9 protein-coding genes and 1 pseudogene are annotated in these 12,439 nt (G+C 51.8%); 2 read left to right on the plus strand and 8 right to left on the minus strand.

Features of this window, described 5'->3' with window-relative positions; genetic code table 11:
- Positions 1 to 159 precede the first annotated feature (159 nt).
- A pseudogene (locus tag ACO0LM_RS23620) lies at positions 160 to 378 on the plus strand (IS5/IS1182 family transposase); the annotation flags it as partial.
- A gap of 109 nt (positions 379 to 487) precedes the next feature.
- Here the strand turns inward: ACO0LM_RS23620 and ACO0LM_RS23625 are convergent.
- Positions 488 to 1,099, minus strand: a complete 612-nt coding sequence (locus tag ACO0LM_RS23625; protein ID WP_423040527.1) for a DUF4124 domain-containing protein — start codon at positions 1,097 to 1,099, stop codon at positions 488 to 490.
- Between the two features lie 454 nt (positions 1,100 to 1,553).
- On the opposite strand from ACO0LM_RS23625, the gene ACO0LM_RS23630 reads away from it, so the two are divergent.
- A complete protein-coding gene (locus ACO0LM_RS23630; RefSeq protein WP_423040529.1) occupies positions 1,554 to 3,713 on the plus strand; it encodes a metallophosphoesterase in 2,160 nt (719 codons plus the stop codon).
- A gap of 92 nt (positions 3,714 to 3,805) precedes the next feature.
- Here the strand turns inward: ACO0LM_RS23630 and ACO0LM_RS23635 are convergent, their stop codons facing one another.
- The 7 genes from ACO0LM_RS23635 to ubiG form a co-directional block, all read right to left on the minus strand.
- Positions 3,806 to 4,318 (minus strand): GFA family protein, encoded by a 513-nt coding sequence (locus tag ACO0LM_RS23635; protein WP_423040531.1) that lies wholly within the window; start codon positions 4,316 to 4,318, stop codon positions 3,806 to 3,808.
- 67 nt (positions 4,319 to 4,385) lie between these two features.
- Positions 4,386 to 4,541: a DUF3096 domain-containing protein gene (locus tag ACO0LM_RS23640; RefSeq protein ID WP_423040533.1), complete on the minus strand. Its 156-nt coding sequence runs from the start codon at positions 4,539 to 4,541 to the stop codon at positions 4,386 to 4,388.
- A gap of 362 nt (positions 4,542 to 4,903) precedes the next feature.
- Positions 4,904 to 6,175: an SGNH/GDSL hydrolase family protein gene (locus ACO0LM_RS23645; protein ID WP_423040535.1), complete on the minus strand. Its 1,272-nt coding sequence runs from the start codon at positions 6,173 to 6,175 to the stop codon at positions 4,904 to 4,906.
- A gap of 37 nt (positions 6,176 to 6,212) precedes the next feature.
- Entirely contained in the window at positions 6,213 to 7,508 is a 1,296-nt protein-coding gene (locus tag ACO0LM_RS23650) for a glucarate dehydratase family protein (protein ID WP_423040537.1), read from the minus strand.
- 96 nt (positions 7,509 to 7,604) lie between these two features.
- Entirely contained in the window at positions 7,605 to 10,493 is a 2,889-nt protein-coding gene (locus ACO0LM_RS23655; protein ID WP_423040539.1) for a glycosyl hydrolase 115 family protein, read from the minus strand.
- A 631-nt stretch (positions 10,494 to 11,124) separates the two neighbouring features.
- Positions 11,125 to 11,526 carry a hypothetical protein gene (locus ACO0LM_RS23660; RefSeq protein ID WP_423040541.1) on the minus strand — a complete coding sequence of 134 codons (402 nt, stop codon included), beginning with the start codon at positions 11,524 to 11,526 and terminating at the stop codon, positions 11,125 to 11,127.
- A 178-nt stretch (positions 11,527 to 11,704) separates the two neighbouring features.
- Positions 11,705 to 12,430, minus strand: a complete 726-nt coding sequence (ubiG, locus tag ACO0LM_RS23665; protein ID WP_423040543.1) for a bifunctional 2-polyprenyl-6-hydroxyphenol methylase/3-demethylubiquinol 3-O-methyltransferase UbiG — start codon at positions 12,428 to 12,430, stop codon at positions 11,705 to 11,707.
- Positions 12,431 to 12,439: the final 9 nt, after the last annotated feature.

Genomic DNA, 12,439 nt, shown 5'->3' on the forward strand with positions numbered 1-12,439 from the left:
AACACTGGGCTAATTAACAGAATCAATCGGATGTTGTAGCAATGCGGCGTACTGAGTATAAACGACGAGTGGAGATTCATAAGGAATCTCTGATTAAGTAAACGCAAGCCTATTCAGAAACGTTAATAGAAGCATGTTCCCCTGTCAATCATTGAAGCCTTGAAACAGACTACATTTGCGCAGGATAGCTTTGAACGCTACGCCAAGACAACCAAGCGAGCAGTATTTTTATCCGAGATGAATCATGTTGTGCCCTGGTCAATACTTTGGAAATTGATTGCGCCTCATTATCCGACGGCTGGCAATGGACGTCCACCGGTAGGTGTAGAACGTATACTTCGAATTGATTTCCTGCCGCAATGGTTCAACCTGTCTGACTGAACAATTGCATAAAATTGTCAGCCATGAAAATGGCCTGCTATAGCAATATAGCAGGCCATTTTTACGTCATCTTGTTCTGATCACGCTTGATCGTTTTTATCGGTTTTTAGCGTTTCTTTTTATACGCGACTTCACTGGTAGAAGGATCGGGCAATCCCAGCAAGCGGTATTCAATGCCTTTGGCATCTTGCGGTGGTATTTTTTCGCTGAAATTATTTTTCAGGTAACTCCACATGTCTTTTTGCAGTACCTCGCACTGAAGCACAGCGCGGCTTTTGCTTACGGAGCGGTGGCTGTATTCCAGATCATCGGCATCTGGTGCTTGCTCACGGTTATAGCGATTGTCCCGATAGGTCTTTTTGTAGACGTTATCTGCTTCCGCATTGCTGTCTTTGATAAACTTCTCAGACGGTCTGTCGCAGTTTTCCTTGAAATTGGTCATCAGCACGCTGTCAATGCTGGTACTGCATTGACTGTAACGATGCATCAGCACCCAGCAGCTTTTACCGGTATCTTTTTCTCTTTGCAAAGAAGTAATCTTGCGCAAGGTGCTGTCGTTCTTGACTTCAGTGGCAACGCTGCCGACTTTGGCGTTGCAGGGTTGGTCGGTATAAATCGTTTCACCAGTACTGGTGACGCATTTACGGACTTCGGCATGCGCAATGCAGGAAGCAGACAAACTCAGGCAAAAAATGGCAAACAGCAGTGATTTATTCATTGGGCAGTTTTTTATAAGTCGATAAGCAGGCATTACATTTTATTTCAAAAAACACTTTGCCCTTTACATATGCGGAATGTTAAGAAATTATAATTCAGCCCCCTGTCCTGGCATACATAAATTTCCATTTATTTGCTTTATCGACATCACAGTTTTGTCACTTTTTGCATGCGCAGATATTCGGACTCCTTGCCAATGCCTGTCTACACTTCATCAGGCATCAATCAAATTCCCCCTATAGCAACAAATCAGAAAATTCCATCAGGTTCAAGCTTAAGCAGCCCGCAGGTTGATATACGGACACCATCGTCACAAGCTTGTCATCAAGCAACTTTACAATCGCGCTTACTGAAGGTGGCCAATTTTTCTGATCTTTGGCACCACACCTCAGCCTACCTTTCGGCATCTGGCCAGCCCAGATGTGCCGTTCAAAAAACCTGTGACAGGAAATACCATGAATCTTCGTTTTTTAAATGAAGGCAAAGCCGTCAAGCAATTGCTTTCATTCTGCCTGCCGCTGGCATTGATTGCCTGCGGTGACAGCAAGGATGCCGCAACACCAGCAGCCGAGGCAGAAACACCTGCCGTGGCCGTCATGTCGGACGTGCACTTTGAAAATGTCTACGGTGATCTTAAAAATGCCAAGTTTTCTGGCATCTCCACCGGCGATGGCAAATTTGCGACCATCCGCACCATGTATGCGCAATTGACCTCTACCCGCCTGTTTAACGAAAACTATTTCGCCTTTCGTGGTGCACTGGACGACGCCTATGCGCGTGGCATCCGGCTGGTAGCCTTGTCGGGCGATTATTCGGATGATGCACAGCCCGTCAATATCGATGGCATCGCGGCGATCTTGAAAGAATACCAGGCCAAAGGCATGCGTTTCTTCATTGCCCCCGGCAATCACGATCCAAACGAACCATATGATGATGACGAAGCGGGTAAAAGCGATTTCCTGACGGCAGAGGGCAAGGAACAAAAAGTCTTTGCCGTCAATTATTCTGGCTGCAAATCGCAGGACGCCACGGTGGCCTGTACCAACCAGTTGATGGAACTGGGTTACGAAAAGCTGATCAACCAACTGGGTGAATTTGGCTATATGCCCAACAAGGCTGACGTGTATTGGGAAACCCCGTTTTCCAGCTACGGCAGCACTGCCTACAGTTATGACGCTGCACTCACCAGTGCCGATGTAAAAAATCGCCAGTTTGAAATTTGTGCAGAAGGCGAAGGCGGCAGCTACAAAGCCGAAGGTGAAAAAGCCCTGGGCAAGTCGTTTACCAAATGCACCAGCATTATCGATTCCAGCTATCTGGTGGAACCAGTCAAGGGTGTCTGGTTATTGTCGATTGATGCCAATGTCCACATCCCCAACAGCGCATTTGACCCTGTCAATGCCAAGGCATTCAAGGGCTTTGATGGTGCCGGCAATGCTGGCTGGAACAAGGTATTGACACATAAAAAGCATTTACTGGCATGGATCAAGACCGTTACCGCACGCGCCAAGTCCCAGGGCAAGCGCCTGATCGCGTTCTCACATTATCCGACCATGGATTTTTATGCGAATCAGACCGATGCCATGAAAGCCGTCTTCAAATCTGGCGCCTTCCAGGTGAGCCGCGTACCTGACCTGGCCACAACCACCGCGCTGGCAGCAACCGGCATGCAATTGCACATGGGTGGCCACATGCATTTCAATGGCACCAATGATTACAAGGATGCTTCCGGCAATTATTTCGTCAACGTACAGTCGCCATCACTGGCCGTATTTGGTGCGGCCTACAAAATCGTCAAATACAAAGACCAGGATACTGTCGATATCGAAACCGTGTCGCTAAACAATGTGGCACGCTATAACGAACTCTTCAAGTATTACCAGACCGAGTACGATTATCTGCAAAACAGCAATCTTGCCGCCGATATCAGCAAACGCTGGAGCAAGGATATTCTTGCCACCAAATCCTATGGCGAATTCACCCGTTTCTATTTTGGTGAACTGTCGCGCCTGCGTTTCATGGATGAATACTGGCCTTGCGAAATGAAAGAAGCAGCCACCACCCTTGACACCAAACAAATGCTGATCCTGTCGCAATTGCAAACCCAGGTCACTTTCGCGCAATTGAAAGACATCCCGGGTGTCTTGCCTTTGACAGCCACCTGTATGTCAAAAGGCAGTGTCAGCGGCACGCCGGTGTCTGCCAGCCAGTTGGCCGCCGACTGGACGGTGGCCACAGCCAAAGCAACGCAACTGGCCACTGCAGCAGGTTATAAACTGGATGATTTCGCAAAAATAACGGCTTACGAATTTTATGGCGACTTCCACCGTACCGTGTATGCAGGCGAACTGGCCTTGCGTGACATGGGTACAGACCGGGTCAAACAATACAAGGTACTGATGAATGCCTTTCCTGCCAGCCCTGCTGTTATCAGTGTGCTGGATGGTAAGCCATCGGACCAGAACCCTGTCAACGTGGTTTTCCAGAACCAATTCAAGCAAGTGTTTAACATCTTGAAAGGACTGGGATCAGGCAAGCCCAGCGATCGTTTCACCGTCAACTTCAAGACCCAGACGCTGACGAATACTAATACCAGCTCGGCCAGTTTTAACTAAAGCACTTGATCAGGCTATCCCCGTTTGCCTTTGGGTGAACGGGGATTTTTTTCAACATTAATTTTCTGCACTGCCTATTGCGTGCCTCAAGACTATTTCTTGCGTGTCGCCTGATATGCCTCAATCTGCGGTAACAATGCTGCGCGCCGTGCCAGGCTGCTGGCGGACCAGTGCTGGTTGCGGTCGTAGTATTCGGTAAAGACAGGTATGTCCCCAACCAGGTTGACCCAGGGCTGTTTGGATAGTGTAAAGATATGCATATCTGGTGGTAAATGATCGGGCTGGTCCAGCGTGCCGACGCGCACAAACTTCATCAGCGGGCCAGCACCGGCATAATTGCTCCAGACGGCAATACTACAGTGGGGGCAACGGGCTATTTGTTGCCCGGCGCCGCTGTTTGATGGGGTATCGACCATGTCAGGCTCGCCGCCCAGGTTGAGCACCTGGCCAGCTTCTATCATGGCATTGAGGGCAAATGCCGTACCGCTTTCGCGCTGGCACCAGCGGCAATGGCAGCAATGCACCACCAGCGGTGTTGTCTGCATGCGGTAGCGGATGTGGCCACAATCACAGCCGCCTTCCAGAGGGAATACCGATGTCGTCATGATGTCCATCCCGCATAGGAAATGAAGGATGAAATAGCATTAGCGCACTATTCCACCCCTATGTTCATCAAAAAAAACTGAAACGCCCCAGACCCAGTATGCCAACCAGGCCCACCACGATCAGGTACAAAGCCACAATAAAACTCACCAGCTTGGGTTTAACCAGGATACAGAGACCAGCTACCAGGGCCAGGACAGGCATGAGGGAAAGATGAATATTCATGAATAATCAGTCAAAAAAAATAAAGAAAAGTGATGGGCTGAATGTGGGATTCAACGTGGGGCTCTATAGCCACCCGCCCATGTTAACGCGACTTGATTATTTTTGCTTAAAAACTTGCTTGGCATCCATCAACCGCTTCTTCAGGATGGAAGAATCAAACCAGTGCAGCACCACCGAAAGTCTCTCAGAACGTGTTTACGATCTGTAGCGAGCGAGCGTCAGCGGGAGTGAAGAGCAGCGCAAAAAGCGGAATGTACTTTAGTACATGAGCATTTTGAGCAGCGCATGAGCCCCGATCACGCTCGCGCAGTAAGATCGCTGCGCTGGTTTGAGCATGATGGATAAACTGCAGACAGCCGGGCTTACTGGCGAATCACACACTTCTGCAATGCCGGCAAGGGAATGGCATTGACCATGGCACGGAAACCTGCTGTAGAGGGATGCAGGAAATCGCCCGTGTCATACTCTTTGCGCATGCGTTCTACCTGTGCCGGGTCGCGAATGGCGGCATCGAAATCCGCCACGGCATCAAACACCCCGGAGCTACGTATCCAGCTATTGATGGCCTGGCGGTCTTCTTCGTTGGAGGCATTCGGGCGGTAGTAGTCGCTGCCCATATACGGGGTGATGGTAGCACCGATGACGCAGATACCGTGTGCATGGGCGCGTTCCACCAATTGAATATGGGCGGTCAGCAAGTCTTCGATGATTTTTTTGCGTGCTTCCGGCACATCATCGCCATTACGGTGCTGGCCACCCAGATCATTGACACCTATCATGACGATGGCATGCGTGACGCCGCTGCGGGCAATCACGTCGCGTTCAAAACGGGATGCCAGATTGGGGCCGGTGCCGTCGCGCAGCATGCGTCCACCGCCGATGCCGGCATTGATCACGCCCATGGCAGGCGCGCCTTCTTTTATCAAACGGGCAGACAACTGGTCTGGCCAGCGATCATTGCCATCGGTGGTGGAGCCAGCGCCATCCGTAATCGAATCGCCTATCGCCACCACGGCACCGACACTGCGCGGTGCCTGCACTTCGACATCGGCAATCTGATACCAGTGCACGACCTTGCCGGCATCAGTCCATGCGGATTCAAGGATACGGTTACCCTTGATATAAAAACTGTTGGTGCGTGAACCGGGGTGGCTGGTCTGGCGCACAGGCTCGCCCTTGAAATACATGGAAATAGCCAGGTCAGATGCAGCAGTATGCGGCAAGTTCACCGGGTCACTATAGTATTCGGCACCGGCCGGTATCATGACGCTGTTGCGACCGGCAAACTTCAATTGTTGCAGGCTGGCGGCCTCTACGTCGGTCTTGCCTGCGGCAACGGCGCGGGCCAGACTGGCAGCTTCAATAAACAGCGGTGTCGTGCCATACACATTAGTGAAGCGCACACGCACGCGGCTGCCGCCCAGCGTGACACGCACAATCTGGCGCAGGCTGGATTCGCGCCAGCGTTCGGCGGGCAGCATATTGTCTTGTTCCGGCACTTGCTGGGCCGTACCCCAGGATGCCACCCAGTGCACATCTGCCGCCGCAGCAGTGGCAACTGAGGTGATAGTAGCAGCCAGGGGCAAGGCGATTGCCAGTAGCGAGGCTGACCATAATTTTTTTGCTTGTCTCATGTATTCTCTCTTTTTTATTGGCACTACCGATGCGGCATCAAAACCGTGGACAGACGCCTTTGAAATCGGGATCATATTTGCGCATCTGCCCCAGGTCGTCACGATTGCGTATGCCGCATTCCAGATATTGCTGATGCAGTACCGCCAGTTTGACCTGGTCAATTTCTACGCCCAGGCCAGGTGTGATCGGCACCGGCACCGCGCCATCGACAAAGCGCACTCGCCCGCCCTTGATGACATCTTCTTCCTGCCAGGGGTAATGGGTATCGCACGCATAGGTCAGACCAGGGATGACCGCAGCCACATGGGTCATGGCCATCAGGCTGATGCCAAGGTGGGAATTGGAATGCATGGACATGCCCATGCCAAACACCTCGCACATGCGCGCCAGCGACACGGTGGCCCGCAGGCCGCCCCAGTAATGGTGGTCGGACAGCAGGATTTCGACTGCATGGGTTGAAGCATTGCGCTTGAACTCTTCCATCGTCGTGACCACCATATTGGTGGCCAGTGGCGCATCGCAATGCCTTGCCAGTTCGGCCATGCCGATTTGACCTGGTGTCGGGTCTTCATAATATTCCAGCAGGTCGTCCAGTTCTTTGGCCGCCGCGATACTGGTTTCCAGCGACCAGTTGGCGTTCGGGTCCAGGCGCAATGGCAGTGCCGGGAAAGCGTCCCGCAATGCCTTGATGGCAGCGATTTCTTGTGCCGGTTCCATCACACCACCTTTCAGCTTGATGCTTTTAAAACCGTATTGCGCGATCATGGTCTGCGCCTGCCGGACAATCTGCGCCGGCGTCAACGCTTCGCCCCAGGCATCGGCCGGATAAGGGTTGTCTACGTGTTTGGCATATTTGTAAAACAGATAGGCGCTGTAAGGCACAGCATCGCGCACCGTACCGCCCAGCAGGTCACAAACCGGCAAACCCAGAATCTGCCCCTGCAGATCCAGCATGGCCACTTCCAGCGCGCTGATGACCTTGTCTGCATTTTTATTGGTATGCGAGCCGGGTGCCAGTTCTATCTGCACCCCTGCCCCACCGCCGGTAGACAGGATGTTCTTGCGCACGCGCTGTTCCATGGCATTCAGGTCAAACGGGGTCAGGTCTGCCAGCAAGGTCTTGGCTTGTTCCAGCACCTTCAGCATGGGCTGGTCGCCATAGGTTTCGGCAATACCAACGCGACCATCAGCAGTTTCAATTTCTATGATGCTGCGCAATGCCCATGGTTCATGAATGCCGCTGGCATTGAGCAAAGGCGGGTCGCGAAACGCGATAGGTGTCACACGCACCTGGCGTATCATCATTGTGGTATTACGAATAGATTGATTCATTATCTTACCCATGCATAAAAATGGTTTTCATGTAATCTTGCAATAAGCTCTTGGCGCTTATTTTTTGTGCTTTTTTTGGTGCTTATTTCTTCGCCCTTATTTCCTGACGCTCTCTTGCGGCCCCAGGTAGCTGGCAAACAAGCCGCCGGTATTCACGACTATGCGCTCCAGCGTGACACCTGCATCCATGCTGTAAATACGTATGCGATGCGCGCCAGCCTTGGCGATGTGGTGGCGGCTGCTAATTTTACGCATCTCATCCTTCACCGACTCTTCCCAGGCCTTTAAACTCATGTCTTTGACTATATTGAAAACCTGTGGTTTTTCATCATCAACGGCGATGGCAAAGCGCAGGCCTGGCCCTTCGGCAAAGGGCAGCGTCGGGGCGAAAATCGTGTCGATGCTGACATCACTGGTCGAATACAGGTAAGCCGTGTAGTCCAGATAAGGGGCCTGGGTCAGGTCAGTAAAATGCCTGTCGTTGCGTGGGAATACCGCCATGGAAGACAAATTCCGCCCATGTTCCGGGATTTTTTGCCAGGAAAACTGGCCCACATTCTTGCTATTGCTATAGTGCTCTGCCTCTATCGTCACATTGCCATCTGACTCGACAAAGCCTTTGAAATCTTCTGGCAGCGGCGCGACATTCAGGGCCGATACTTTAATGCTGGCACCACCCCAGCCTGTGCCTTTGATGTCAATCACGCCTTCAGCCTTGCCTGTGGGTAGCTTGCTCCAGTCTATCGACACCTTGATGCCTTGGCTACCGACCACCTGGCCGCTGGTATCGCTAAGACTGATCCAGGGTGCGCTGGCCTTGGCGGTGAACTTGAATGCCTTGGTCCCCCTGTTAAACACCGTGATGGTGCGCTGCTGCTTTCCAAAAGGGTCAAAGCGTGCCAGTTGGTAATTGCCCTGGTGCGGCCAGACGGAGGCGGCATTCTGTGGCCAGGCAGGCTCAATGTCTTCCACCGCCACGCCCATGTCCGCACCATCGTGTGGCTGCAAGTCATACAGCAAGGGCATGGTGTTGGCGGCGGGCTGGTCCCAGTGGATATAGCCGATATGGGTCTGGTCCATGAAATGCTGCCACTTGCCCCGGCTGAGTTCGGTGTCGTACTGGCGCTGCAAATCGGCGTCAGCTTTAAACAGTGCACGAGCCTGCTCGGCATAATCGTTGGCATTGGCCCGGCCCTGTCTGGCATACAGGCGGTTCTTGCCCACCATGTTGTACATCTCGGTGACGATGGCGCTGGCTTTGACCGGGTGCAGCACCAACTGGAAAAACGCATCCTTGTAGTCTGCCGGCATCTTTGCGTAGAGTGCTTCTGCCTTGCTGCGTAAATCCTTAATCTCTGCCGTCACGCGGTCAGCTTCATCGTAATGCAACTGGCTGTAAGTGGTGGCGTCTTGCAGCTCTGGCTTGCGGCGATAATTATGGCGGGAATAGCCAGTCATCAAGGCGGCGATTTCTGCGGCATGTTCTGCGCCAAATTCACGTTCTGCCCATAGCTTGCCGAATTCTGGCAGGCGTTCTTTCGGCCATTTTTCCGGGTTCCAGGCCATGCGCAAGAAAAACTCTATGGGGTATTCCATAGGTTTCAAATCGCCGACATTAACTATCCATACCTGCCTGGCATCAAAGTTATAGGCCAGATCCATTTGTTCCCATACCTTGGCAATGGAATTGGTATTGATCCAGCGGTAAGAACGTGGCCCGCCTACATAATCAAAGTGGTAGTAGACACCGGCACCGCCAGTGCGCTTGCGTTCTTCCGGCTTGGGCAGGCGACGGATATTGCCCCAGTTATCATCGCACCACAGCAAGGTCACATCGTCCGGCACACGCATGCCTTTTTCATAGTAAGCCTGCACTTCTTTATACAGCGCCCAGACCTGCGGCACTTCTGCGGCTGGTTTGGCGTGTACCTTGCTGATGATTTGGCGCTGGTCCTTGACGATGTTTTCCAGCAGCGAGATATTTTCGCTTTCTGACATCGGTTCATCGCCATCACCACGCATGCCGACGGTGATCAGGCTTTCCTGGTTCTTGTTGCGGGTGACGCCACCTTCCCAGAAAGGATAGAGTTTGGCTTTATTGCTCTGGTAATCCCATTTGCCGTTTTCTGCCGTCCATTCCTTGTGGGCGCGCATCATGGGTTCGTGATGCGAGGTACCCATGATGATGCCGACTTCATCCGCCAGGAACCTGTTCTGTTCGTCATCGACATTAAAGGCGTTGTTCCACATGGCGGGCCACAGATAATTCGCTTTCAGGCGCAGCAGCAATTCAAACACCTTGCCATAAAACTGCTGATTGTAATTGCCGTAATTCTTGGCGACCCAGTTGGTCAACGCCGGGGCTTCATCATTCAAAAAAATACCGCGATATTTAATCTTGGGAATTTCCTGCACTAGGGTATTCTTCTGGATGGCGATGCTGCTCTTCTTTTTCAAAGGCACATCTGCCCACCAATACCAGGGTGACACGCCTATCTGTTCAGACAGGTCATACACACCATATACGCCACCACGTTTATTGCTACCGATAATCACCAGCGCCTGCGCCACATCCGGCAAGGGATTTTGTACCGTCACCAGTTGATAGGCATCCCATTGATTCAGAATGCCGCTGACATCAATCTTATGCGCTGCAATCAGTTGATCAACTAACTTGCTTTGGCCTATGGTGCCGACGATGACAGCCTGTCCCTTCAAGGCCAGTGCATCATTGGTAATGACAGGTTTTTTGCCGCTAATGCTTTCTATGTCTTTTTGCAGATTGCCGACTGCCCTTTGAACGCTCGCAAAATCACCCTTGTCAACATACAGGCTGGCCGCGCTATTGGCATCAACCAGCACCAGATCACCCGCTTGCGCCGTTGGATTGATATAGCTTTTTTCACCCAGGGCAAAACAGCTATTGCTGGCCAGTATAAAAAAAGCGGCGGCGGCAAACACCAGTCTTGACATTTTTCTGTTCATATCGGTTTTAGTCCATGTTCATCTGCATGAAAATCGGCGCGAAAAATGGTGCGCAAAGCAGCCATATCACTGGCACCTGGCTAGGTAAATTGAGTTTTGAAAGCAGATGAAATGAACACAAACCGGCAAGCCGACCATGTGGCGGCATGCCTTGTCGTTCATTTTTGGCATTTTTGTCTCAATTTTATTTTAATTTTTCGCTACAAACCACAGCGGCTATCCGTTGTTACAGACTATACGGCAAGTCTGCCTACCAACGAACGCCATGAATTTGTGCAGGATAAAGAATGCCCTCAGTCGCGCTGTTAGGCAATTATGAAACTCACCAATCATGGGCATGATTACGCGCAGCAACTACCGACGCCATCACGTTGATGGGGAGGATGGCAGGCTCAGCTAAGGCATGGTAGAGAAAGGGGTGGCATGTTTTACCTTGTGCAGACCGCATCCAGGCAGCTTGCAAGCGATGTTGTGTGCAGCTTGGGATGGGGTTTTGCCACAAATTCATTGCCCGTCAATTGACCGAAACCCATCCCCACCCTAACCCTCCCCTTGAAAGGAAGGGGATTTACCAGTCATTTTCTGTCAAGCACACTATTCCGGACAACAGTAGAGCGGCGCAGGGGCCTACCTATTTTGCAGGAAGAATACCGACCAGTATCTGACGCACCGCACCATGGGCCATCACCACGTCAGGCGAATCATGCAGCAGCACATTGTACCTGGCACGAAATTCCATATCGCCCTTCTCATTCGGGCCTATCAGCTCTTCTAAGGCGGTACGAAACGCAAAGGCTTCGGCCACGCTGATGTCTTTTGCGTCGTCCAGACGTTCATCCATCTCGGTCATCAGGCTGGACAATTTCTGTATCCATGCAAAATGCGGATGATTCACCACCAGATGCAAATGCTCCAGCGGGCTACCCACCGCACCAAAATATTGCGTTTCGACGTCAATCAAGCGCTTATGCAAATCACGCAGCGCCCGGCCCAGGCCGGTAAGTTGCGTGCGTTGAGACAGTTCCGAATTCATTGCGGGTATCCTTTCATGTAGGAAGCCATGGCTATCAAGCAGTCACCATCACCTCTTGAAGAATATGCTGCCACTTGGCATCAAATCAACCCTGCTAATGATATGGATACTCGTATATCGCTGTGCCTTTACCGCATCAGACCTGGACTATCTTCTAACCATTCAAGCCTGAACAATTTCATGGCTTCAGTGGCTTCTGCATGGCCAGCAAGTACCCTACTCCCATGAAACCATGCAAGCGGAAGTGTTGCGTCAAAGGGTTATAACTCAGGCCGCGCTTGTCCTGCAGTACCAGGCCTGCACTATTTGCCATGAACAGCAATTCTGCCGGTTTGATAAAGCGCGCATATTGATGCGTGCCGCGGGGCAGGATGTTCATGATGTACTCGGCTGCCGCAATAGCCAGTGCATAGCTCAACGGATTACGATTAATGGTGGAAAAGAATACCCAGCCACCTGGCCTGACCATGTCTGTGCAGGCCTGAATGACGGCTACCGGAGATGGCACATGCTCCAACATTTCCATACAGGTGACCACATCGTATTGTGCCGTATGCTGCTGCGCCCAGGTTTCTGCACTGCTTTTGGCGTAGTGCACAGTCACACCCTGGGCTTGGGCATGCCATTGAGCGATCTGCAAAGGCTTGTCGGCCAGGTCTATGCCTGTCACGTTCGCTCCTCTACGCGCCATGGATTCCGCCAATATGCCACCGCCGCAGCCCACGTCCAGCGCCTGCTTTCCGGCAAGCGGCACCAGGCTGTCTATCCACTCCAACCTGTGTGGATTAATTCTGTGCAAGGGTTTGAATTCTGAATTTTCATCCCACCAGCGATTGGCCAGTTTATTGAAGCGGGCCAGTTCGGCTGGATCGGCATTACTTTCTGTGGTTTGTGTAGCGTTCATTGTGTTCTC

The organism is Undibacterium sp. Di26W (assembly GCF_049340265.1).
Classification (GTDB): domain Bacteria; phylum Pseudomonadota; class Gammaproteobacteria; order Burkholderiales; family Burkholderiaceae_D; genus Undibacterium.

Excerpts from the sequence above, each read along its gene's own strand:
- ACO0LM_RS23640 (WP_423040533.1), bottom strand. The coding sequence starts at position 4,541 with ATGAATATTCATCTTTCCCTCATGCCTGTCCTGGCCCTGGTAGCTGGT.
- ACO0LM_RS23650 (WP_423040537.1), bottom strand. The coding sequence starts at position 7,508 with ATGAATCAATCTATTCGTAATACCACAATGATGATACGCCAGGTGCGT.
- ubiG (WP_423040543.1), bottom strand. The coding sequence starts at position 12,430 with ATGAACGCTACACAAACCACAGAAAGTAATGCCGATCCAGCCGAACTG.
- ACO0LM_RS23660 (WP_423040541.1), bottom strand. The coding sequence starts at position 11,526 with ATGAATTCGGAACTGTCTCAACGCACGCAACTTACCGGCCTGGGCCGG.
- ACO0LM_RS23645 (WP_423040535.1), bottom strand. The coding sequence starts at position 6,175 with ATGAGACAAGCAAAAAAATTATGGTCAGCCTCGCTACTGGCAATCGCC.
- ACO0LM_RS23655 (WP_423040539.1), bottom strand. The coding sequence starts at position 10,493 with ATGAACAGAAAAATGTCAAGACTGGTGTTTGCCGCCGCCGCTTTTTTT.
- ACO0LM_RS23625 (WP_423040527.1), bottom strand. The coding sequence starts at position 1,099 with ATGAATAAATCACTGCTGTTTGCCATTTTTTGCCTGAGTTTGTCTGCT.
- ACO0LM_RS23630 (WP_423040529.1), top strand. The coding sequence starts at position 1,554 with ATGAATCTTCGTTTTTTAAATGAAGGCAAAGCCGTCAAGCAATTGCTT.
- ACO0LM_RS23635 (WP_423040531.1), bottom strand. The coding sequence starts at position 4,318 with ATGACGACATCGGTATTCCCTCTGGAAGGCGGCTGTGATTGTGGCCAC.